Origin of the sequence: Paenibacillus tundrae, from assembly GCF_036884255.1 — a bacterium.
Lineage (GTDB): Bacteria > Bacillota > Bacilli > Paenibacillales > Paenibacillaceae > Paenibacillus.
Genome location: NZ_CP145605.1, coordinates 3,843,514 through 3,868,109, shown reverse-complemented (window position 1 = coordinate 3,868,109; position 24,596 = coordinate 3,843,514). Strand labels below are relative to the sequence as shown.

Sequence of the window (24,596 nt, the reverse complement as noted above, 5' to 3'; positions counted from 1 at the left end):
AATATTATAACAGCGGAACTTGATATTCAAATTTTTTGTTGAGGTGAAGAAAAAAATGAGCAAGGTTCCTTATGAAGTATATACGGAGGATGTAGAAGCTCTGTCCGTGCTGTCTCCTGACGGCGAAATTGTTAACAAAGACATGATGCCTAAGCTTTCCGACGATCAATTAAAAGAAATTATGTACCGCATGGTATTTACCCGTACTTGGGATGACCGTGCAGTAAACCTGGGCCGTCAAGGTCGTCTTGGTTTCTATGCTCCAGTATCTGGTCAAGAAGCTACAATGGTTGGTAGTGAATATGCACTTGAAAAAGAAGATTTTGTTGCTCCAGGCTATCGCGACATTCCGCAACTCGTGTGGCACGGACTTCCTCTTTATCAAGCGTTCTTGTACTCCCGTGGACACCAACATGGTGGACAAATTCCAGATGGCGTTAACGTATTGATGCCACAAATCATCATTGGTGCACAAATTCTGCACGCAATGGGTATTGCTATGGGTTACAAATTGAAGAAACAAAAACAAGTAGTTATTACGTACACAGGTGATGGCGGTTCTTCTGAAGGTGACTTCTATGAAGGTCTGAACTACGCTGGTGTATACAAACTGCCAGTGATCTTCTTCGTACAAAACAATGGTTATGCCATCACAACTCCTTTTGCTAAACAAACAGCAGCTCTGTCCATCGCTCACAAAGCGGTAGCAGCAGGGATCAAAGGTGTTAAAGTTGACGGTATGGACATTTTCGCTGTTATCAAAGCTGTTCAGGAAGCTGCTGAACGTGGTCGTAACGGAGAAGGCGCTACATTGATCGAAGCGGTAACTTACCGTTTCCGTCCTCACTCCCTTTCTGACGATGCTTCCAAATATCGTACAAAAGAAGAAGAGGCTGAATGGAGCGTTAAAGATCCAATCGCACGTTTCGCTAAGTATCTGGAGAAAAAAGGTCTGTGGACTGAAGAAGATACAGCTCGTGTGAAAGAAGAAGCAAAAGCTAAAGTAAACGAAGAGATCAAAAAAGCGGAAAAAACCGAGAAAATGACGATTTCAGGCTTGATCGACAGCATGTTCGAACAAACGCCTAAGCACTTGGAAGAGCAAAAAGCTGATTTCCAATAAGTTTTTTCCGATAAAGCATAAACATCCGGCGCCGGTTATGGTGTCTCGGTATACATGTATGAATTCAAATGTGAACTGTCAATGTTTAAGGAGGAAATGAAGCAAATGGCACAATTGAACATGAAAGAAGCAATCCGTGATGCGCTTCGCGTTGAGTTGAAACGTGATCCTAACGTTCTGCTTTTCGGTGAAGACGTAGGTAATGTAGGCGGCGTTTTCCGTGTAACGGAAGGTCTGCAAAAAGAGTTTGGCGAAGAGCGTGTATTTGATACTCCGCTGGCTGAGTCCGCTATTGGTGGTCTGGCTGTAGGTTTGGGTATCCAAGGCTTCCGTCCAGTAGCTGAAATCCAATTCGTTGGTTTCATCTTCGAAGCGCTTGACCAAATGGTAGTTCAAGCTGCTCGTATGCGTTTCCGCTCTGGCGGAAAATACAATTCTCCAATCGTATTCCGTACACCATTCGGTGGCGGTGTAAAAGCGGCAGAATTGCATACAGATTCTCTGGAAGGTTTGCTCACGCAAACTCCGGGTATTAAAGTAGTAGTTCCATCTAACCCTTACGATGCAAAAGGTCTGATGATTGCTTCTATCCGCGACAACGATCCTGTATTCTTCATGGAGCACTTGAACCTGTACCATGCTTTCCGTGCTGAAGTGCCTGAAGAGGACTATGTTGTTGAACTGGGTAAAGCGAACGTTGTTCGTGAAGGTTCCGACGTTACTATCATCACTTACGGTATGATGGTTCACACTTCCGTTAAAGCAGCGGAAGAGCTTGAAAAACAAGGAATCAAAGTTGAAGTAATCGACCTTCGTACGATCAGCCCGATCGATATCGATACAGTTATTGCTTCTGTTAAGAAAACAAATCGTGCAATTGTTGTACAAGAAGCTCAAAAGAGCGCAGGTGTTGCAGCTGAAGTCATTGCACAAATCAATGAAAAAGCAATCCTGCACTTGGAAGCACCGGTACTGCGTGTAGCAGGTCCGGATACTGTATATCCTTTTGCACAAATCGAAGATACATGGCTGCCTAACCCAGCACGCATTGTTGCTGCGGTTAACAAAGTCGTAAATTTCTAATTTAATCATCTGACATGCCGCAAGGCGCAGTATGGTGATTCACACCGCAGCGTAGGCTGCACTGTAAACAGCCATTAGCCCCTTGAGTAACAGTTATTTGCATTAGCAGTAACAGTTGGTTCTTGGAGTTAAGGGTTGTTTTCAGGATTGAGCACATAATCAAGGAGGTTTTTCAGTTGGCTAAATTTGAATATAAATTCCCTGAACTAGGCGAAGGCCTTCACGAAGGCGAAATCATCAAGATGCACATCAAAGTTGGGGACAAGGTAACTGACGACGATATCATCATGGAAGTACAGAACGATAAAGCGGTAGTTGAAGTACCTTGTCCAGTTAACGGAACAGTTACTGAAGTATTCGCTAAAGACGGTCAAATCTGCCACGTTGGTGAAGTTGTAGCAATCATCGACGCAGAAGGCGAACTTCCTGAGCAAGACGACGCTCCTGCTGGCGATCAAGGCGAGCAAGAAAAAGATGCAGCTCAAGGTGGAGCTGACACTAGCGGTTCTTCTGCAGCAGCTTCCAGCCCGGATGCAACTAAAGAAGGCGGCAATAACAGCGTACCAGCGGTACCTGCTAAAGACGTTCTGGCAACTCCAAGCGTGCGTAAATTCGCTCGTGAACAAGGTGTAGACATCGCTCAGGTTAACGGTACTGGCAACAACGGTAAAGTAACCAAAGAAGATGTTGAATCCTTCAAAAATGGTGGCGGTTCTTCCGCAGCGGCATCTTCCGAAGCACCTGCTCAAGAAGAGAAAAAATCCGCAGCACCAGCTGCAGCAGCTGATCAACGCCTTGAAGAAGAGCGCGTACCGTTCAAAGGTATCCGTAAAGCGATCTCTAACGCAATGGTTAAATCGGCTTACACAGCACCTCACGTTACAATCATGGACGAAGTTGACGTAACTGAATTGGTTGCTTTCCGTACTCGCATGAAACCAATTGCTGAGAAAAAAGGAACAAAAGTTACTTACTTGCCATTCATCGTTAAAGCATTGGTTGCGGCTTCCCGCCAATTCCCTGCTCTGAACGCAATGATCGATGAAGAAGCTAACGAAATTGTTTACAAAAAATACTACAACATCGGTATCGCTACAGATACAGACAACGGCTTGATCGTTCCTGTTATCAAAGATGCTGATCGTAAATCCATCTGGATGATCGCTGACTCTATCCGTGATCTGGCAGCTCGTGGTCGTGAAGGTAAACTGAGCGCGAACGAAATGAAAGGAAGCACAATCTCCATCAGTAACATCGGTTCTGCTGGCGGTATGTTCTTCACTCCGATCATCAACTTCCCTGAAGTTGCTATCCTCGGAACTGGACGCATCAGTGAAAAAGCGGTTATCAAAAACGGCGAAGTTGTTGCAGCACCAGTAATGGCTCTTTCCTTGAGCTTTGACCACCGTATCATCGATGGCGCAACTGCACAAAACTTTATGAATTACATTAAACAGCTGCTCGCTAACCCTGAGTTGCTTGTTATGGAGGTGTAAGATATGGTAGTAGGCGACGCTTCTCTCAATATCGATACATTAGTAATTGGTGCAGGACCTGGCGGCTATGTAGCTGCCATCCGTGCTGCACAACTGGGCCAAAGCGTATTGATCGTAGACAAATCTGAGCTAGGCGGCGTATGTTTGAACCGCGGATGTATTCCATCCAAAGCTCTGATCTCTGCTGCACACCAATATGAGTCTGCACTTCACGGTGAAGCATTTGGTATCTCTGCTGAGAACGTTAAAGTAGATTTCAGCAAAACTCAAGAATTCAAAAACGGCGTTGTTAAGAAAATGACTGGCGGCGTAGCTGGTTTGCTCAAAGGCAACAAAGTCGAAGTTTTCAACGGTGAGTGCATGTTCATCAATGAAAACGAAGCTCGTGTATTTAACGATCACGAGTCACCACGTTACAAGTTCAAAAATGCAATTATTGCAACAGGTTCCCGTCCAATCGAACTGAAACCTTTCCCGTTTGGCGGACGCATTCTGTCTTCAACAGAAGCATTGAACTTGCCTGAAGTACCAAAAAGCATGATCGTAATCGGTGGCGGTTATATCGGCGCTGAGCTTGGTCAAATGTACTCCAAATTCGGTGCTAAAGTAACAATCATCGAAGGTTTGGATACTGTATTGCCAGGATTCGATAAAGACATGACTAGCCTTGTGGCTAAAAACATGAAGAAAACAGGCATCGAAATCGTAACGGGTGCAAAAGCTGAAAGTGCTGAGCAAACGGATAAAGATGTAACTGTTAAATATTCTGTAAATGGTGAGTCCAAAGAAGTAACTGCAGATTACCTGCTTGTTACTGTTGGACGTCGTCCAAACACAGACGGTGAGCTGGGTCTTGATATGATCGGTGTTGACGTTGACGAGCGTGGATTCGTTAAAGTTGACCACCAAGGTCGCACTAGCATCCCGCACATCTTCGCAATTGGTGATATCGTATCTGGTCTTGCTCTGGCACACAAAGCTTCTTATGAAGGTAAAGTGGCTGCTGAAGCAATCGCAGGACAACCATCTGTAGTTGACTACAAATGTATGCCAGCTGTTGTCTTCACAGATCCAGAATGCTCCAGCGTAGGTTACACTGAAAAAGAAGCTAAAGAAAAAGGTTACAAAGTAAAAGCAGGTAAATTCCCTTATGCGGGTAACGGCCGTGCAGTATCTTTGAACCATGCTGAAGGCTTCGTGAAAATCGTAGCTGACGAAGAGAGCGGCCTTGTACTTGGTTGCCAAATCGTTGGTCTGGAAGCTTCCAACTTGATTGCTGAGCTTGGTCTTGCAATCGAGATGGGCGCAACTTTGGAAGATCTGGCGCTTACTATCCACGCTCACCCAACTTTGGGCGAAATCGTGATGGAAGCAGCGGAATTGGTTATGGGTCACCCGATCCACATCATTTCCCGTTAAGATCCTCTAAGCTTCGGATTCGTCCGGCATCATACGTAGATCAAAGAGGTGAGTAGTGCGTTAGCGCTACTCACCTCTTTTTTTCTGAGTATATGAGACTTCTAAAGGGAATATCTTGCACTTAGTGCTGTAAAACGTGGGCAAAATTGAATGTGCCTCAACTCTTTTTCCATCGTGCACAGTGTGATAAACTGTTAAGATGTTCAGACATGATGTAATTCAAGTCAAACTGGAATTGAGTGGCAACATATATAGAGATGCGAGGGGAAATCAATTTGAAAAACTATCTCGATTTATTACAAGATATATTAGACAATGGCGTACACAAAGGAGATCGTACGGGAACGGGAACTCAATCCGTATTTGGTAGACAGCTTCGTTATGATCTTTCCGAGGGATTCCCACTTGTAACAACAAAACGAATTCATCTTAAATCGGTGATCCATGAGCTTTTGTGGTTTTTGAGTGGGGATACAAACATCGCTTACTTGAAAGAAAACGGCGTGAAAATCTGGGACGATTGGGCGGATGAAAATGGTGATCTCGGACCTGTGTATGGCTCACAGTGGCGTACGTGGGAAGCACCAAATGGAGAGAAGATTGACCAGATCGCGGCAGTGATTGATTCGATCAAAAACAACCCGGATTCTAGACGTCATCTTGTAAGTGCGTGGAATGTGGCGGAGATTAATCATATGAAGCTTCCGCCATGTCATTTCGCGTTTCAGTTTTATGTTGCAGAGGGTAAATTATCATGTATGCTTACCATGCGTTCAGTAGATACCTTCCTGGGTCTGCCGTTCAACATTGCCAGTTATGCGCTTCTAACACATATGATTGCGCAGCAATGTGACCTTGAGGTGGGTGAGTTCATCTGGTCAGGTGGAGATGTGCACATCTATTCAAACCATGTAGAGCAAGTCAAAACTCAACTGGCGCGCGAGCCTTTTGCATTACCTAAATTGGTGATTAAGCGCAAGCCAGAATCCATTTTTGACTATAAGTTTGAAGATTTCGAATTTGAGAACTATCAGCACCACCCAGGTATTAAAGCTCCAATTGCAGTATAAAATGCAGAAGCGGAATCGATTTTGATTTTGGATCGAAGGAGTGTATATTCTTTGAGCATTGAACTTGTATGGGCGATGGGTGAGAATGGCGTGATTGGCTTAAATAATTCGTTGCCATGGCATTTACCCAAGGATATGGCCTTTTTCAAACAACAAACGTTGAACAAAACTATTATTATGGGACGTAATACGTGGGAATCTTTTGGCGGCAAACCACTCCCTAAACGTCGCAATATCGTCGTAACGAGAGACTTAGACTACACAGCAGAGCAAGCTGAAGTGGTTCACACCATCGAAGAGGGTCTAAGTGTAACGCAAGGAGAAGAGCTGTGTGTAATCGGTGGTTCACAGGTTTATCGCGAATTTTTACCGTTTGCCGACCGTCTTGTTGTCACCAAGATTCATGAATATTTTGAGGGAGATACATTTTTCCCTGAAGTGGATTGGTCTGAATGGGAGCTAATTAAGCAAATTGAAGGCGAACAGGATGAGAAAAACGTCCACGCGTTTACCTTTGAGTTTTACGAACGCAGACAATAAGATTGAACATAGCTTCAATCAATTTATTACGTTTTGAAGTGAATTTATAAAAAAATATTGAGGCGCTGATTACGAAATATTCGTGAACAGCGTTTTTTTTGATTTTTCAGAATATTTTTAGCCTGCAGAAAATGGTATATAACATTTATGTAACATAAAGCATAGGGAATTATGTATAATATACATATAGATCAACAGTGATAAGACAAAAAGTGTAAAAGTTGTAGGCATTCAACGTTGTAAAGCCCTAAAATAAGCCTAATATTCGGAAATCAGCATCAGATTGGTACAAATCAGTTGATTTAAATGGTAAATTATCTGACATTTACGTGACGTTGTGAACTTTGAAATGACTAACACACGCCTGTTTTTATGTTGAAATAACACATATTGCACCAAAATTAGGGGATTGACCCTGAGTAGATTGAGACGATATGATGTATAAAATACAAATAATTATGCGGATAATCCATTTAATATTCAGATGTCGAAATGCTACTATAATTGAAATATCTTCGAGAAGATTTTGTGATACAATAGACAAAAAACTCAGATCATGAGTAATCCATTTCATATAGAATCGTGCAGATGAAGGGATTAAGACAAGAACGGATGGGGGAAAACGTAAGATGTCTACACCTACTGGATTTATGGAATACAAACGGCAATTGCCAGCGGATCGCGAGCCAGCGGAGCGGATTAAGGATTGGGAAGAGTTTCATAAACATATGGCCGAAGAAGAGCTCAGAACACAAGGTGCACGATGCATGGATTGTGGTACCCCGTATTGCCATACAGGTATAGATATGATTGGTGGCACATCAGGATGCCCCGTGCATAACCTGATTCCGGAATGGAACAACCTTGTCTACCGCGGATTGTGGAGAGAAGCACTTGAGCGTCTTCACAAAACGAATAACTTCCCTGAGTTTACAGGTCGTGTCTGTCCAGCTCCTTGTGAAGGATCTTGTACTGTTGGATTGATTGGTCAGCCTGTAACCATTAAAACGATAGAAGAAGCAATTATTGAAAAAGGTTTTGAAGAAGGATGGGTAGTTCCTCAACCTCCAGAGAAACGCACGGGTAAACGCGTAGCTGTTGTTGGTTCGGGTCCAGCAGGACTTGCAACTGCAGCTCAGTTAAACAAAGCAGGTCACACAGTAACAGTATACGAGCGTTCTGACCGTGTGGGTGGTTTGTTGATGTACGGTATTCCAACAATGAAATTGGACAAAAAAGTAGTTCAACGTCGTGTGGACTTGCTTGAAGCAGAAGGCGTTCAATTCATCACGAATACAGAGATCGGTAAAGATATTCCTGCACAGCAACTAGTAGACGATTATGATGCTGTTGTATTGTGTGGTGGCGCAACCAAACCACGCGAATTCAACATTGAAGGTAGTGATCTGAAAGGCGTACACTACGCTATGGACTTCCTCAATAGCAGCATTAAGAGCTATTTGGATTCTAACTTGGAAGATGGTAACTATCTGTCTGCACAAGACAAAGATGTTATCGTTATTGGTGGCGGTGACACAGGCTCTGACTGTGTAGCTACATCTCTTCGTCATGGTTGTCGTACCATTACACAATTTGGTACTCACACTCAAGCGCCTATGGAGCGTGACCGCATCAATAACCCTTGGCCACAGTTCCCTAATGTGTACACATTAGATTACGCTCAAGAAGAAGCCAAAGCGTTGTTTGGTCAAGATCCGCGTGAATTCTCCATCATGACAACGAAATTTGTTGGTGACGAAGAAGGCAACTTGAAAGAGCTGCATACCGTTCAGATTGAGCGTATCGTGGATGAGACAGGTCGCAAAATCTATCAACCAATCCCTGGAACAGAGCGCGTTTTCCCTGCTCAGATGGCGATGATTGCGATCGGTTTTGATGGACCAGAACAGACACTGGTAGAACAATTGGGACTTGCAACAGACCGTCGTACCAATGTTAAAGCCCGCTACGGTAAATACAATACGAACGTTGATAAAGTATTTGCAGCAGGCGACATGCGTCGTGGACAAAGTCTAGTTGTATGGGCAATCAATGAAGGTCGCGAAGCGGCTCGTGAAGTTGATAAATATTTGATGGGAGCTACGGTTCTCGTATAACTCATATCGTTATTGCAACCCTCGCCATGATGGCGGGGGTTTTTATTTGCTTAACTTTCTATCTGCTTTTTATCTGATTCTTTAGTTTGAAGGATATAGAACAAGTTAAATTAATTACTTAGTTAATGGCAGTTAAGACTGCGTCGTTTGCGTTTTTTTAGTGTAAGTGTGAGGTAGAGCATTGCTTTTTATTCCTTAAAGATTTATTATTATATTATAATAATTATAAATAAGAGTTTTTTAATAATATGAAAATCAATGACGTGAAGATATAATATTTGGAGGTGCAACCAGCTATGGCGACGAATCGGGACAAATGCATTTCAGACCAGATTTATGATATTAAGAAGCAATTGGTTGAGAAAGGATACAAGTTGACTCAACAACGTGAAGTGACCGTGCGTGTGTTACTTGAGCATGAAAAGGATCATTTTAGCGCCGAAGAAGTCTTCTTGCTTGTGAAAGAACAATTCCCTGAGATTGGTCTTGCCACGGTATATCGTACACTTGAATTGCTAAGTGATCTGCAAGTGGTAGAGAAAATTAATTTTGGAGATGGGGCTGCGCGGTTTGATTTACGTAGTACGGACGGTTCTCATCATCATCACCATCTCATTTGTACAGACTGCGGTAGTGTAGAGGAGATTATGGAGGATGGGTTGCTCCGTTTGGAACAGCAAATTGAGCGGCAATATGGATTTGCTGTTACAGATCACCGACTTGATTTTCAAGGCGTATGCAAGGAATGTAGACAAAAGCGAGCTTTAAATGAGCCGGCTGCTGGTTAATCCCTCGTGAAGGGATGCTCCCGGACTCAAAATCTGATATAATATGTTTCAGAAGCAAGGGGCTTCCGTGGGCGGAAGGCCCCTTTTTGCCGTCATGCGGACGGTGAAGGAGGAGAGATGGACGGATGAAGACACTGGTTATAGCGGAGAAGCCTGATATGGGTCGAACCATTGCCGCCGTCATAGAACCAAAAGCCAAGAACAATCGCAGTTACCTCGAAGGGGAGCATTATATCATCACTTGGGCGATTGGTCATTTGCTCGGACTGGCTGAACCAGATGCATATGATACGAAGTACAAGCGTTGGAACATCGCTGACTTACCCATCATTCCGGATCAGTTCAAAATCGTACCTAACCCAAAAACGAAGGATCAATTGAAGATCATCGGAGAACTTTCCAAACGCGCTTCTGCTATTGTCAACGCATGTGACGCAGGACGTGAGGGTCAGTATATCTTCGCGCTGATCCAGCAGCAGTTGAAGCTTCGTCAGCCGGTTAAACGATTATGGATATCGGATCTGACTGCCGCTAGTATCCAAAAAGGATTTGATGGGCTGAAGGATGCATCGGAGTTTGAAAATCTTACACATGCTGCTCGTGCTCGAAGCGAGGCAGATTGGCTGATCGGAATGAACGCTTCACGCGCTTTCACGACACGGCACAATGCGCTGTTGTCTGTTGGACGTGTTCAGACACCGGTACTCGCATTGATCTATGATCGCGAGATTGAGATTGAAGCTTTTCAGTCGCAGACCTTCTATGAAGTGGCGGCTTGGTTTCGTCAGGAAGGTGTTGAATATCGTGGCTTGCGTCAAGGAGACAAGCTCACTGATTCAGAGGCAGCGGAGGCAATTGCAGCCAGCGTGAAGGGGAAGACAGGACGTATTACCAAATATGAAGCAAAACAAACGAAGGAATATCCCTACCGGTTGTACGATCTCACACTTTTGCAGCGTGAGGCGAATGCGAAATTTGGTTATGGTGCCAAGAAAACGTTGGACATTGCCCAAGCCTTATATGAAAAACATAAGGTAATCTCGTATCCACGTACGAACTCTAACTATGTGACGGAACAGAATATTGAAGGCATGCACAAAACGCTGAATTTATTGAAAAATGGAACGTACAGTGAGCTAGCTCAAGGAGCTAAGCCAGAACTGGTACACAAAAACAATAAAGGGGTCTGTAACCCATCACGGGTTGAAGATCACCATGCGATTTTGCCAACGTTGAAGCGACCGGGTACATTATCCAAGGACGAACAGAATATCTATGATCTGATCGTTAGACGTTTTTTATCTCATTTCTACCCACCAGCCGAGTATAAACAGCACACCGTACTAACAGAGGTTGAACAACATCAGTTCAAAACGTCTGTGAAGGAGTTATTATCATTAGGTTGGAAAGTCGTACTTTCTTCATCAGATCAGGAACAGAGTGGTTCTGGGAAGAAGAAAAGCAAAAAGAATGGTAATGAAGAAGAGGAAGCGGAGGAGTGGACGGACAAGTCCTTCTCTGTTCAGCCTGAGTTACCTGTTCAATGCACGAAGAGTGAATTCAAGGAGAAAGCTACCCAGCCTCCAAAAAGTTATACCGAAGGTACATTGCTCAAGGCGATGGAAAGTGCCGGGAAGCAGATCGAGAACGAAGAGCTTCGTGATGCCATGAAAGACAGTGGATTAGGAACACCGGCAACGCGGGCTGCTACGATTGAGCGTCTCAAAAATGTTGGTTATATTACCATGCAAGGCAAAAAGATGCAACTTACGCTCAAAGGGCGAACGGCGATCGAATTAATTCGGCGAGCAGGTGTGGATCTCTTAACCTCTCCAGAAATGACAGGTCAATGGGAACGAAGATTGTACCAAATCTCCAAAGGAGAAGCGGGTCAAGACAAGTTTATGGAGAACGTGAAGAAGTTTACCATGTCGATCATTGATAAGGTTAAGGTGCAAGCTCCTGCGCCAGCAGATGCATTTGGTGAAGATGCTCGTGGCAGTCGAGGTAAAAGCAAGGGCGCTAGTAGCAAAGGGAACAGGGCTAAAACTTCAACCAGAACAGCGGCTAGTTCTTCTGCATCAACGTCACGTTCATCTTCAGGAGCTTCTGGCAACGCCCGTAGCGCCACTGGTACGGCGGCTAAAACTAAGACGACTGTTGCTGTTTCTAATCCGTCTGGTGCTCGTGAGCTGTTGGCTCCGTGCCCTGCACCAGGTTGTACGGGTCAGATCATTGAAGGTAAAAAAGGTTATGGATGCACACGATTCAAAGAAGGCTGTGGCTTTGTCATCTGGAAAGAGTACATCGGCAAAAAAATAACGAGTACGATGCTGAGATCGTTGATCGACAAAGGAAGCACACAAGTGCTGGCTTTTAAACGAAAAGACGGCAGTACCGTTAAAGCTCGTATTGTGTTGCAGGACATGCTTACCGGTAAACTGACAGCCGAGAAGATCGAGACGTAAAAGCTCTGCATTTGGACTCTCTGGTATTGATAAATGAAACATAGGCGGAGAGTGTATTGTAATAAATACAGCACGAAAAAGGCCCTGTAAGATTACAGGGTCTTTTTGTATTGTTGCTCAATATTCTCTTGTATAACTTTCGGAACCTCTTCTAGTGCCGTAATCGTATATAAAGCGCGTTCGGGATTAGGTTTCAGCTCCACGATATTGTATTGCCATTCATTAGGCTGCTTAATATAGATACTGTGAATACCAGCTGTTACAGCAGGCATAATGTCTGTTCGTAAGGAGTTGCCTATCATCCACGTGGCTGTACGATCAAACGTCCCCGAAGATAAAATGCCTTCCAGAGCTTCAACGTTTTTGTGTTGCCGTATATAGATGCGATCATCGAAATATGCAGATAACTTCATCTGATCAATCTTACGTTGTTGAATGACAGTTTCCCCACCAGTGTAGAGATAGAGGGCATGTCCAGCAGACTGCAGGTTCTCCAACGTTTCGACCATATGAGGATAAGGTTCTACCTCCTGATCGTACACACTCATTCCAAGTTTGCTTAAGTAGTTCTCCTCTTTGGGGGAGGTAGATCTTGCGAACTTTTGCGAGAAGTAACGATACGTATCAATCAGAGATTGAGGGAAGTGGTGACTTGCGAACCCCACTTTGTTAACTCCAGTGACGTCAATCTCTAGTTGCTTCTCACGAATCTGCTGAATGGTTAGATCATCACCGTCAAACCACTCCTGCATGTTTTCGAAGAATTCACCCAGAATGAGGTTGAAGTATTTGTTACAGTATACAAGCGTATCATCTAGGTCGAACAAAATGTGTTGTTTCGTGTTGCTCATATTAAAATCACTCCTTGCAGCCGGCAACCTCAGTTTAATGCATTATATGCGAATGTAGGATTCCAGGAACATGTTCAATTCAGACACGCCATCCGGCCGAATACTATATTTCTCTTTACGGTTGCTTCCAAGAAGGTGAGTTCTCAGCAACCCCGCGATGCGTAGTGCCATTACCTGGTCCTTGACCATGTCTTCATCCTTATCGAGTTCCTCACACATTTCAGCTAGCGATTTCGGTTCGCCCGAAACGTAACGTAACAAGCGAAGTCTCTCGGGATCAGCCAGAGCATGAGTGAAGCGGAGCAAGCAGGTTGGCGGTTGATCCTCATCTTCCTCAGGTGCATCAATCGGATATTGCATGATCATCATGCCTTCGTAGAAGCAGTACATGTTAATAGGCCGATTATGGATGGTTGGAAACAGAATCACTTCGTTCAGTCCAGGCATCGGTTCAACAATGACACCTGCTGTCGCGTATTCAATTAACAGTTCTGGTCCCATTTTGTCCAACAGAATCTGTTTTTCCTCCGCATCCTCTTCGAGCCAAGTACGATAATCTTCGCTGATATTCTGGCAATAATGCTCGTCCCACAAGCGCAAAAGCGGAACATAACTGTCCCGTATCCGTGTGGACTCTTCCATTGTAATGGAAGGCAGTAAAGGTGAGATCTGTGCAAATAATTGTTCTGCCGACATATCCGAAAGCATATTCAGGAAATCTTGATTCTCTGAATCGCAGTTTCGATATGCCGCCCATGCAAACAATACGTCAAAATCATCAAAAGGCCACGTAGCGGCTGGAGCCAGCGCAGCTCTCACGTTGGAGCTTAGTTTGCCTTCGACCTCCAGAATCCATTCTGGACCAACGTCCAAATGCTGGATCCACTTTTTGGTGACATACACCAGAAAACTATTGAGCATCTCATATATCGGTGAAACATCAATTTTAACTTGATAAGGCATATGATGTAGAATCCTCCCGTCACATCTAATATACACAGCGACTTATGTACTATTATGGCTTGTTTTGCACGGCGTTGTCCACTATAATGTTCAAGTCCCAGCCAAATGTCCTGGGATATCTGTGCTTGAGCAAAAGAATATGAAGATCATACGAAAAGTCGTCAGCGATGGCGATTTTTCTTTGTATGCTTGCAGGAGGGAAACCATTTCGTGTCATCTATTCATACTGCTAAACCGTCACATTCCATATCCAACTACTTGATTTTGATAACGGTTATAGTTGTGGCAGGGATTAGCCAGGGGCTTTTATTACCTGTATTATCCATCTTTTTGGAACAAAAGGGTGTATCCCCAGGCCTCAATGGACTTAATGCTGCTGCATTGTATGTGGGATCATTTGCTATGACCCTAGTGGCTGAGCGTTTATTAGGAGCATTTGGTTTCAAAAAATTAATCATTGGTGGGCTCATCTTTGTTATGATTCCCTTAATCTTATTTCCTTATTTTCCGGATATCAAAATATGGTTCATTCTACGCCTCATCGTTGGCATTGGAGATAGTGCTCTGCACTATGCCGCCCAGCTCTGGGTTCTTCTTGTGACGGCTCCAGAGAAGAGAGGGCGCTACATATCCCTGTACGGGATGTCCTATGGACTAGGATTCAGTATTGGTCCGCTCGGGATCAAGCTGCTCGGGTTCGGTCAGGCAGTTCCATTCTGGGTTCTTTTCATCTGTATGGCAGCTGTGCTCGTGCTTGTATTAATGAAGCTTCCGAATTCTAGACCTGAGAAGGTAGAACAGGGGCAAATGCCGGAGCGTCGATTCCGTCGCAGCTTGACCTGGGCATGGTATGCGTTAATACCAGCGCTATTGTACGGTTATATGGAAGCGGGAATGAACAGTAACTTCCCAGTGTACGGTCTCCGCATTGGTATGGATGAGAGTCAGATCTCTTCGTTGCTTCCATTTGTCGGAATAGGTGGACTATTCCTGCAGTTCCCGCTTGGGATATTAAGTGATCGATTGGGTAGAAAAAAGGTGCTCATGGCAGCTGGGATTGCAGGAGGAATTACGTTTATGCTCATTCCGGCAGCCGGAAATCATTTCTGGTGGACGCTGGTGTTACTAACGATTGCAGGAGGGCTCGTGGGGTCGTTTTTCTCTCTAGGACTGGCTTATGCAGCAGACATTTTGCCAAAAGTGCTGTTGCCAGCGGCTAACGTCGTAGCCTCTTTCTATTTCACAATCGGTAGCATTATTGGGCCTAACCTCGGCGGTCAGGTTATTAACTGGTTCGCACCAGGAAGCATGTTTATATGGATGGGTTGCATGTATCTTCTGTTTGGAGTTGCAGGTGTGTTCTTTAGACGTAAACCTGAGCTTCAATCTGTGGTAGAATAGAAGCTGGTGTTCGCATGGAAATTGATGTCCGTTTCCGAGTACACTATGGAGTAGGGAAAACCTTGGACAAGGGGAGACATCGCGATGATCAGAGTTGAGAATTTAAGTAAATCCGTAGGAGCGGATAGAATTCCGGTTTTGCGGGATATTCGATTTGATATGCAACAAGGAGAAATGATCGCTGTTGTAGGTTCAAGCGGCAGTGGTAAGAGCATGCTGCTTAAATGCCTGGCGATGATGGAAAAATGGGATAGCGGTCGCTTAACCGTAGACGGAGCCGAAATATTAAAAGAAGGCATGGCTGGTAAACGGAGAATAAAGCGTGAATGGGCATACTTAGAACAAAATCCTGAATTATTTCCAAGAAGATCAGCACTCAAAAATGTGTTGATTGGTCGTTCAGGTCAGACACCTGTATGGAGAATGGTCACGGGTATGGTTCGTTCGGATGATTATATGGGGGCTATGGATTATTTGGAGAGTCTGGGCCTTCTCGATAAAGCGCATCAGCTGGCTGAAAAGCTTAGTGGTGGAGAGAAGCAGCGTGTAGCTATTGCTAGAGCGCTGGCTCATGGTGCTAAGGTAATTTTGGCTGATGAACCGGTTATTGGACTGGATCCACATACAGCTGATGCTGTTCTGGAAACGTTGCGTAAATTATGTGAAGAGGAACGGGCAACCATCATTGCGGTATTGCCGATTGAACTTGCGGAGAAGCACGCGACGCGGATCTGGGGACTAGCAGAGGGCAAGATTGCTTTTGATATACGTGGACGGCGGCTGACTCAGCAAGAAAAAAATATGATTTAAACTATTGAAAAGAGTGATGAACTTGCTTAACTCACGTTGGGGACGCTTGATAGCAGGTGGAGCGATTGCTATGTTGCTGGGCTCTGTTTTGAGCGGATGTACGGTAATAAGTGACCCCAAGATTTTGATGCGTAAACCGATGATGTCAACAGATAAAGAAAAACTGTACAACGTCGTGCAGCTGGAGCAGCCTCCCGAAAGTGAACTCATTCGTCCGAAAGATCTGAGCAATACGAGCATGATCCGTGTGGAAGATCTTAATGGAGACGGGACAAGGGAAGCCATTGCTTTTTATGAGACGCCGAATGAGAATGTTCGGATTCACGGATTACTGCTGGAGGAACAAGGCGGCGCATGGGTCAAAAAATTAACGTTTGATGTTCCAGGCAGTGAGCTGCAGTCCTTCAAGCTGCTGGATATTACGAATGATGGCAATCCCGATATTATATTGGGCGTAAGCTTGCAGGATCAAAAGGCCTTAACGGCATACTCCTATAAAAACGGTGCGCTAGAACAGGTATTAGGTGGCGTACCCTACAATCAATTTATTATTGATGATGCACAAGGCAATTCACTTGATCTGAATGGTGACGGGAAAAGTGATTTTACGATTGTTTCCCTGAATAGCAGTGGATTCGCAACGATTGCATTGTACCAATACGATGAGGGTAGCTTCAAGGAAGTTGATCGGATGCAGACGGACTATACGGTAAAAGAGATTTACAATGCACTTGGAGGCCAGATTGCCAAGGATCAGCCGGGAATTGTTCTGGATGCCGAGCTGGATGATAAGAGTTCATTCTCTCAGCTTATCTATGTAAAGGATAACAAACTGGTAAATGCATTCAAATCTCCGGATCAAACGTATAGAGATGACAAAATTTTAAGCGGTGATTTCAACAATGATGGTATTATTGAATTTGGGCTTAAAGAAACCCCAAAAGGTTGGGAGCATTACGTTTTTGATTCGCGTATGTGGTTCTATACCTTTTATCAATGGGATGGCAAGGACGGCAAGGAGTTTGTTTCATTCCAATATCGGGATGACGCCGACTTATTCCATTTAAATCTCAAGTCTGAGTGGTACGGTAAAATTACCATTGATACCCGATCAGAAAAAGAAAAATACATTCGCTTCAAAATGATCGATACCGATGAAACGGTAGCTGAAATCAAGTACTTTACACTGTCCCAGTGGGAACAGGAAAAAGGGAAACGGTGGAAAGAGATTACACGAACAAACGATCGAGTTATTGCTTCACGTGTAGCCCAACCGAATACTGATGGATTACTAGATAACATGTCGCAACTGAACAGAAAGGACGAGCTAAATGAGTAAAGTACTTATTTTGGAAGATGAAGAATCCATCCGCAGTTTTATCGTCATTAATCTGAAAAGAAATGGATTTGAGGTGCTTGAAGCAGGAGATGGCCATGAAGCACTGCGAATCTTGCAGACTGTGCCGGATATTGACTTAGCGCTTTTGGATGTCATGGTACCGGGCATTGACGGATTCGAAGTCTGTCGACGCATTCGTGAGACCAATGAACGCTTAGGTATTATTTTCTTAACAGCTAAAGTACAGGAACAGGATAAAGTATATGCATTATCGGTCGGAGCAGATGACCATGTGAGCAAGCCTTTCAGTCCAACCGAGCTGATTGCGCGTATTCAGTCCTTACTGCGTCGTGTCAATGTGCACCGGGAGACAGCGGCTAAGGTTACTTTCCAATCAGGTCCGTTCTCGCTAGACCTAATCTCGAAGCAGTTCAAGAAACAAAATGAACTCATTGAGCTAACACCTACAGAATTTTCATTGATTCAATTTTTCTTAGAGAAGGAAAATACACCGCTCAGTCGAGATTTGCTGCTGGATCATGTCTGGGGCAAAGAGTACATGGGTGACCCCAAAATTGTGGATGTAAATATACGTCGCTTACGCCAGAAAATTGAGAACAACCCTTCCGAACCTGAATACCTGCAAACTGTATGGGGACACGGGTACAAATGGAAGGGCAGGGAGCAATGATAAAAAAAGGTATTACGCGGCAGATTGTATTACACTACTTTTTCGTCGTTTTTCTAGCTCTGCTGCTGGTGGAATTTGTATTTATGCTGGCGGTGCAGCGATATTACTACGAGAGCATCTATAACACCATAAGTACTCATATTTCGAATTCCAAGGATTTTTTTGAACCAATCTCGCGGGCAAATAATGCTGAGGATGGTAACAATCTGTCTAGATTGCTTGAAAACCTGAAATTATCCAATACAGAATTGCAGATTCTTGATCTGAATGGACGTGTATTGGCAAGCTCAACCGCTTTTGAATCCGATCGTGCTGTGCTGCAAACGAGTGATATTTCTCAGGCGCTTAATGGTGCGATGGGGCGATGGGTAGGCAGGGAACCTTCGACAGGTGAACAGATTATGGCTGTTTCGCACAAATTCGACCTTGGTGGAGATCATACGTATGTCATCCGATATATGACAGCACTCACCATGGTCAACTCGAAATTGCTGGTTATGGGCTTGCTGGCTAGTGCAGTAGGTGTAGCTGTGCTTGCTATCGTATTAATTATCAGTATAGGTATGGCGAATTCAATAGTTCGTCCGATTAATAATATCACTGCTGTATCTGCTCAGATGGCACGTGGGCGATTGGATGTTAGGGTTAAGGGCAATTACAAGCATGAACTCGGTGAGTTGGCCTCAACATTGAATTTCATGGCACATGAGATCGTACGAAGCAATCAGATTAAGGACGACTTCATATCATCTATCTCGCATGAGTTGCGTACCCCTCTGACCAGTATCAAGGGCTGGAGTGAGACATTGGACTCCGGAGGTTATGATCCAGAGGAGACACGAATCGGGATGAGCATCATTTCCAAAGAAACAGAGCGTTTAATTGGGCTTGTTGAAGAGATGCTCGATTTCTCCAAATTGCAACAGAATCAGATGAAGCTGGTGAAGGGGACAGTCAGCATTCGTGAAATTGTGCAAGAAACGATGCTGAATGTCTGGGCCAAAGCGGAACAAAAGCAAATTCATCTGAAGCTGGATGCCGATGAAACGTATCCGTATAACGTATTTGGTGATGGAAACCGACTGAAGCAAGTATTCCTTAACATTGTAGATAACGCGATTAAATTCTCACATGAGAACTCCTGGATCTACTTGTCCGTAAAAGAAGAGAATGGTCAGATTATCGCCGCCATTCAAGATACGGGGATCGGGATTAGTGAGGAGCACCTAATTAAAGTACGAGACCGTTTCTTCCAGGTGAATCACCAGAACGGCGGAACAGGGCTAGGACTAGCCATCACACAGGAACTCGTGGAACTGCATGAGGGTACGATTACCATGCAAAGTGAACTTGGATCAGGTACAACAGTCACCATTACGTTACCGGCTCTCATGGAAGATACGAATGATGATGAAGCAGAGACCGAATCGAGTGATGGATCAATTCCAAATTGATAACACAAAAAAAGGTGGATTCCTTAGGAATCCACCTTTTTCTATATTATGAGGAGAGCTCTCCCGCACGCAAACGGCCTGTTTTTTCGTATACTTCTTTGAAAATACGTGTAGGTTGAGTACGTACAGCCGGTTTAGCAGCCACAACCTCATTAGGGCCAACAACCATAATTTCTTCAGCAGTGCCTTTAACGATCGCGCCGTCTTTAATAATGGCACCTTCCCCGATAATTGCACGCTCGATGTGAACGCCACGCCCGATGCGAGCATTCGGCATTACCACGCTGTCAAGAACTTCAGATCCTTTACCAACCTCAGCTCCGCAGAAAATGACGGAACGATCTGCATGACCTTCAATGGCGCAAGAATCATGAATCAAGGAGGAGAGATGTTCGATCCGGCTATTGCGAGCTTTGTACACACTTGGTTTTGTTCTCCATTCGCGTGTGAACATCGGCCAGTGATCTTTTTGCAAGCTCCAGTTCTCTTCGTTATGAAGCAGATCCATGTGAGCATCCCACAGGCTTTTCACAGTGCCAACGTCTTTCCAATACCCATCGAAGTTATAAACGTATAATGGATTGTTCTCATTCAACATCTGTGGAATGACGTCTTTACCAAAATCATGGCTTGATTCTTCGTTTGCAGCGTCAATCAGCAAATGATGTTTCAGATAATCCCACTTAAACATGTAGATACCCATAGAAGCTAGGTTACTTTTTGGTTCAGCAGGCTTTTCAGCAAATTCGGTAACACGTAAATTCTCATCGGCAGCCATAATGCCAAATCGATGCGCTTCCTCCCATGGGACTTCCATTACGGAAATAGTTGCCGCTGCACCATTCGCGATGTGAGCATCCAACATTTCGCGATAATTCATATGATAAATATGGTCACCCGACAAAATCAGCACATTTTCGGGGTTTTGTTTGTCAATATAGTCAATATTTTTATAAATGGCATCCGCCGTTCCCAAGTATTCGTCATTTCCTGTATGATAAGATGGAAGCAGGGAGATTCCTGCATCAACCGTATTACCAATTCCCCAAGGTTCTCCTCCACCAATGTGATCGTGCAAAGAGTCAGCTTGGTACTGCGTAAGCACACCTACAGTGTCGATGCCTGAATTAACGCAGTTGCTGAGAGGAAAATCGATAATACGGTAGTGCCCGCCAAACGGTACAGCGGGTTTTGCGATACTTGAAGTTAAGGGGGCTAATCGTTTACCCTCTCCTCCCGCCAACAGCATAGCGATGCAATCTTTATTAAACATGATCGTTTCCCTCCCAAGATATTTTTCTAGTGTAGTAGATACATAAACGCAACATGGAGCCATTGAAACGATATATACTGTAAAAATTCTGAAAATATACAACATTTTTTTAAACGCGTCATTTTTCTTTTCAACTTGGCTAGAATGGGGTAATGGTTGCTGTTATGACTATTTTCTTAGGAAGAAGGTGATCTCTTGGCTATTCAACCACTGACAAGTCCGGTTATTTCACCGGAAGATATTTATTTGTTTCATGAAGGAAACCTTCATCACAGTTATCGTATTTTAGGCGCACAGCCTGCGACCGTGGATCGCCGTCAGGGGTACCAATTTACCGTATGGGCTCCGAATGCCAAAGAAGTAGGGCTCGCTCTAGATCGTAATGGATGGAACGGTCAACAGGATCCTCTATATAAGATACCCGATTCTGGATTTTGGACTCGTTTTTTTCCTGAAATCCATGAAGGAACTTTATACAAATTTCGTATATTAACGGAAGATGGGACGGAATTGCTCAAAGCAGATCCATACGCCTTTGAAGCTGAGGTCAGACCGCAGACCGCTTCAGTAACAAGTTCCATTCAAGGTTATAAGTGGAATGATGGGGCGTGGAGACGCAAGCAAAGAGGCGTCTACAATAAGCCATTACATATTTATGAGATGCACATTGGAACTTGGAAACGCAAAGACGATGGCACGCTGTATACCTATCGGGAAATGGCTGATCTTCTGGTTCCATACTTATTAGAAATGAAATATACACATGTGGAAATGATGCCCTTAAGCGAGCATCCGTATGACCTTTCCTGGGGATACCAAAATACGGGTTTTTACGCCCCGACTAGTCGATATGGACATCCGAAGGATCTGATGTATCTCGTAGATACGCTACATCAGGCAGGGATCGGTGTACTGCTTGATTGGGTTCCGGCTCATTTTGCCAAAGACGCACATGGTCTTCGATTGTTCGATGGAACACCTTTATACGAGTATGCAGATCCGTTGTTAGCAGAGAAACCAGGATGGGGAACACTCAGTTTTGACTACTCCAAACCTGAAGTTTGTTCGTTCTTGATCTCCAATGCGTTGTATTGGATGGAAATGTATCATTTTGATGGGCTACGCGTAGATGCAGTAACGAGCATGCTGAAACTTGATTTTGAAAAAGGGCCAGGTCAATTCCGTCCTAATGTAGACGGTGGATTGGAGAACAAGGAAGCTGTAGCGTTCCTCCAGCAATTGAATCAAACGGTATTCCAATACTACCCTTATGCACTGATGATGGCTGAAGAATCCAGTGCGTGGCCACTCGTGACCTCTCCGGTCGACGTGGGAGGGTTAGGCTTTAACTACAAATGGAACATGGGTTGGATGAATGATACGCTGGATTATATCGAGTCTGATTTCCATGAACGTCCATCCAAACATCATTTGCTCACATTCCCTGTTGTCTACTCCTTCTCTGAAAATTATGTGCTTCCTCTCTCCCATGATGAGGTCGTGCATGGCAAAAAGTCATTACTGGACAAAATGCCAGGAACGTACGAGCAAAAGTTTGACGGGATGCGTGCTTTCTTAGGATACTTTATGACGTTCCCTGGTAAAAAACTATTGTTCATGGGAGGAGAGTTTGGCCAGTTCATCGAATGGAAAGATGAGGATCAACTGGACTGGTTCTTACTAGACTATGACAGTCACCGCAAGCTTCACCAATTTGAGCGGGATCTGTCTGCGCTTTACTGCAACGAGAAAGCGTTGTGGGAGCTTGATCATTCCTTAGACGGTTATGAATGGATTGCTCCGGATGATCATGCACAGAGCGTCATTTCATATGTTCGCAAAGGAAAAAAACCTGCGGATACACTCCTTGTGCTCATTAACTTTCAACCAGTCAAGCGGGAGCGTTACCGGATTGGCGTCATGCGTCCCGGTATGTATACCGAAGTTCTGAATAGCGATCATTCCGATTACGGAGGATCAGGTATACTAAATGATATGCAGTTGCCTACAGAAAAGATTCCTTTTCACGGGCATCCATATAGTCTGGAAATTGTTTTACCTCCACTGAGCGTGGTTATTCTAAAAAAGACGACACGCCGGAAAACGGATGAGACATCAAACCAAGTCACTTCTGTCAGACAGAAAACGATTGAAACTATAGCAAGCACCCCGGTCAAACCGAGAAGGAGGAAAAAGGCGTGAACATTCTATTTGCTGCCGCAGAGGCACATCCATTTATCAAAACAGGAGGACTTGCTGATGTGATTGGAGCTTTGCCTCAAGCCTTGCAAAAGGCTGGGGCAGATGTTCGGGTCATTTTACCCAAATATAAAGGTATACCTGATGAATACAAAGAGGCCATGCAACCTGTTATTGTGACGGATGTGCCACTCGGCTGGCGCCGACAATATTGTGGCATCGAAATGATGGAATATGAAGGCATCCCAGTGTACTTTGTAGATAACGAGTACTATTTTGGACGGGATGGCGTGTATGGTTATATGGATGATGGGGAACGGTTTGCGTTCTTCAACCGAGCTGTGCTTGAAGTATTGCCGCTTCTCGAATTCAAGCCTGATGTGCTGCATACTCATGATTGGCATGCAGGTATGATTCCTCTGTTGCTGCAGGCACATTATGCCCATGATGCGTTTTATAGTGAGATACGAACGGTCTTTACTATACATAATTTGCTGTATCAAGGCGTATTCCCACATTCGTTGTTCAGTGACTTGCTTGAACTTGATGATCGGTACTTCACCATGGATGGTGTGGAATATTACGGTAATGTGAATTTTCTGAAAGCAGGCATTGTCTATGCGGATCATGTTACTACCGTAAGCCCAACGTATGCTCAGGAAGTACAAACTTCTTATTATGGTTACGGGCTAGATGGGCTGCTTAGTTCGCTGGGGAACCGCTTCAGCGGAATCGTCAATGGAATTGATACCAACAGTTATAATCCGGCAACCGACAACAAAATCGCAGTGAAATATCGAACAAGCTTATCCAAGAAAATCGAGAACAAAGTAGAATTACAAAAGGAGCTTGGTCTGCCTGTTCGTCCAGACGTTCCTCTGATGGTTATGGTAACCCGTCTTGTCGATTCAAAAGGGCTGGATCTCGTCTGTCGTGTACTTGACGAACTGCTCTATTACGATGACATTCAATTTGCAGTGCTTGGCACAGGGGAGTCCGATTATGAGCATTGGTTCCGTGAGGCAGCCAATCGTTTCCCGCTCAAGATGTCTGCTCAAATTACGTTTAATGATGGTTTGTCCAGGCGCTTCTATGCAGGAAGTGATCTCTTCTTAATGCCTTCACGGTTCGAGCCATGTGGCATCAGTCAGCTGCTAGCTCTTCGATACGGCAGCATCCCTCTCGTGCGTGAAACGGGCGGATTGAATGATACGGTGCAGTCCTATAATGAATTTACTGGTGAAGGGAACGGATTCTCGTTCACGAACTTTAACGCCCATGACATGATGAATACGATCCGGCGTGCCCAGGAGTTCTACAGAGAGAAGCAGCATTGGAAGACGATTGTGAAAAATGCGATGAGCGGGGACTATAGCTGGGATGTCTCTGCCGAAGAATACATGGATATCTATCGAGATATTACAACGGATAAGTAATATTCAAGTTGATCCATTTCGTAAGGTAACCCAAAAATGCTCTAACTTGTGTAGCTAGACCTACGCAAGTTGGAG

At 44.4% G+C, this 24,596-nt stretch carries 19 protein-coding genes; 16 read left to right on the top strand and 3 right to left on the bottom strand.

Annotated elements, in window-relative coordinates; translation table 11 throughout:
• The first annotated feature begins 55 nt into the window (after positions 1-55).
• The 9 genes from pdhA (at position 56) to V6W81_RS17235 (ending at position 12,104) form a co-directional block, all read left to right on the top strand.
• On the top strand, positions 56-1,123 hold the full coding sequence (gene pdhA / locus V6W81_RS17275) for a pyruvate dehydrogenase (acetyl-transferring) E1 component subunit alpha (RefSeq protein WP_128101754.1): 1,068 nt from the start codon (positions 56-58) through the stop codon (positions 1,121-1,123).
• Between the two features lie 105 nt (positions 1,124-1,228).
• The gene (locus tag V6W81_RS17270; RefSeq protein ID WP_128101755.1) at positions 1,229-2,206 is read left to right on the top strand and encodes an alpha-ketoacid dehydrogenase subunit beta; all 978 of its coding nucleotides are present in this window, start codon (positions 1,229-1,231) and stop codon (positions 2,204-2,206) included.
• Between the two features lie 176 nt (positions 2,207-2,382).
• The gene (locus V6W81_RS17265) at positions 2,383-3,702 is read left to right on the top strand and encodes a dihydrolipoamide acetyltransferase family protein (RefSeq protein WP_145047165.1); all 1,320 of its coding nucleotides are present in this window, start codon (positions 2,383-2,385) and stop codon (positions 3,700-3,702) included.
• A 3-nt stretch (positions 3,703-3,705) separates the two neighbouring features.
• Complete coding sequence (lpdA, locus tag V6W81_RS17260) at positions 3,706-5,121, top strand: dihydrolipoyl dehydrogenase (protein ID WP_036613658.1); 1,416 nt, start codon at positions 3,706-3,708, stop codon at positions 5,119-5,121.
• A 275-nt stretch (positions 5,122-5,396) separates the two neighbouring features.
• The gene (gene thyA / locus V6W81_RS17255) at positions 5,397-6,191 is read left to right on the top strand and encodes a thymidylate synthase (RefSeq protein WP_338539882.1); all 795 of its coding nucleotides are present in this window, start codon (positions 5,397-5,399) and stop codon (positions 6,189-6,191) included.
• A gap of 51 nt (positions 6,192-6,242) precedes the next feature.
• A complete protein-coding gene (locus V6W81_RS17250) occupies positions 6,243-6,731 on the top strand; it encodes a dihydrofolate reductase (RefSeq protein WP_338539881.1) in 489 nt (162 codons plus the stop codon).
• Between the two features lie 629 nt (positions 6,732-7,360).
• Positions 7,361-8,848: a glutamate synthase subunit beta gene (locus V6W81_RS17245; protein WP_145047159.1), complete on the top strand. Its 1,488-nt coding sequence runs from the start codon at positions 7,361-7,363 to the stop codon at positions 8,846-8,848.
• Positions 8,849-9,144: 296 nt separating this feature from the next.
• A complete protein-coding gene (locus V6W81_RS17240; protein ID WP_056690088.1) occupies positions 9,145-9,636 on the top strand; it encodes a Fur family transcriptional regulator in 492 nt (163 codons plus the stop codon).
• Between the two features lie 125 nt (positions 9,637-9,761).
• Positions 9,762-12,104 (top strand): type IA DNA topoisomerase, encoded by a 2,343-nt coding sequence (locus V6W81_RS17235; protein WP_338539880.1) that lies wholly within the window; start codon positions 9,762-9,764, stop codon positions 12,102-12,104.
• A gap of 92 nt (positions 12,105-12,196) precedes the next feature.
• Here the strand turns inward: V6W81_RS17235 and V6W81_RS17230 are convergent, their stop codons facing one another.
• Entirely contained in the window at positions 12,197-12,955 is a 759-nt protein-coding gene (locus V6W81_RS17230) for an HAD family hydrolase (RefSeq protein ID WP_056690094.1), read from the bottom strand.
• 42 nt (positions 12,956-12,997) lie between these two features.
• Positions 12,998-13,918 (bottom strand): ArsR/SmtB family transcription factor, encoded by a 921-nt coding sequence (locus V6W81_RS17225; RefSeq protein WP_145047156.1) that lies wholly within the window; start codon positions 13,916-13,918, stop codon positions 12,998-13,000.
• A gap of 210 nt (positions 13,919-14,128) precedes the next feature.
• Between V6W81_RS17225 and V6W81_RS17220 the strand changes: the two genes are divergently transcribed.
• From V6W81_RS17220 to V6W81_RS17200, 5 genes are all read left to right on the top strand, one after another.
• Complete coding sequence (locus V6W81_RS17220; protein WP_338539879.1) at positions 14,129-15,319, top strand: MFS transporter; 1,191 nt, start codon at positions 14,129-14,131, stop codon at positions 15,317-15,319.
• A gap of 84 nt (positions 15,320-15,403) precedes the next feature.
• Positions 15,404-16,129, top strand: coding sequence for a phosphonate ABC transporter ATP-binding protein (locus tag V6W81_RS17215; protein ID WP_056690102.1), 726 nt, complete (start codon positions 15,404-15,406; stop codon positions 16,127-16,129).
• Positions 16,130-16,151: 22 nt separating this feature from the next.
• Positions 16,152-17,468, top strand: a complete 1,317-nt coding sequence (locus V6W81_RS17210; RefSeq protein ID WP_145047152.1) for a hypothetical protein — start codon at positions 16,152-16,154, stop codon at positions 17,466-17,468.
• A complete protein-coding gene (locus V6W81_RS17205) occupies positions 17,461-18,159 on the top strand; it encodes a response regulator transcription factor (RefSeq protein WP_095286490.1) in 699 nt (232 codons plus the stop codon). Before V6W81_RS17210 ends, V6W81_RS17205 begins: the two co-directional genes overlap by 8 nt.
• Entirely contained in the window at positions 18,156-19,613 is a 1,458-nt protein-coding gene (locus tag V6W81_RS17200) for a sensor histidine kinase (RefSeq protein ID WP_145047150.1), read from the top strand. The genes V6W81_RS17205 and V6W81_RS17200 overlap by 4 nt, the downstream gene beginning before the upstream one ends.
• 46 nt (positions 19,614-19,659) lie before the next feature.
• On the opposite strand, the gene V6W81_RS17195 is transcribed toward V6W81_RS17200, so the two are convergent.
• On the bottom strand, positions 19,660-20,886 hold the full coding sequence (locus V6W81_RS17195; protein ID WP_338539878.1) for a glucose-1-phosphate adenylyltransferase: 1,227 nt from the start codon (positions 20,884-20,886) through the stop codon (positions 19,660-19,662).
• 195 nt (positions 20,887-21,081) lie between these two features.
• Between V6W81_RS17195 and glgB the strand changes: the two genes are divergently transcribed.
• On the top strand, positions 21,082-23,088 hold the full coding sequence (gene glgB, locus V6W81_RS17190) for a 1,4-alpha-glucan branching protein GlgB (RefSeq protein ID WP_338539877.1): 2,007 nt from the start codon (positions 21,082-21,084) through the stop codon (positions 23,086-23,088).
• Complete coding sequence (gene glgA / locus V6W81_RS17185) at positions 23,085-24,521, top strand: glycogen synthase GlgA (RefSeq protein WP_338539876.1); 1,437 nt, start codon at positions 23,085-23,087, stop codon at positions 24,519-24,521. The genes glgB and glgA overlap by 4 nt, the downstream gene beginning before the upstream one ends.
• The last annotated feature ends 75 nt before the right edge of the window (positions 24,522-24,596 follow it).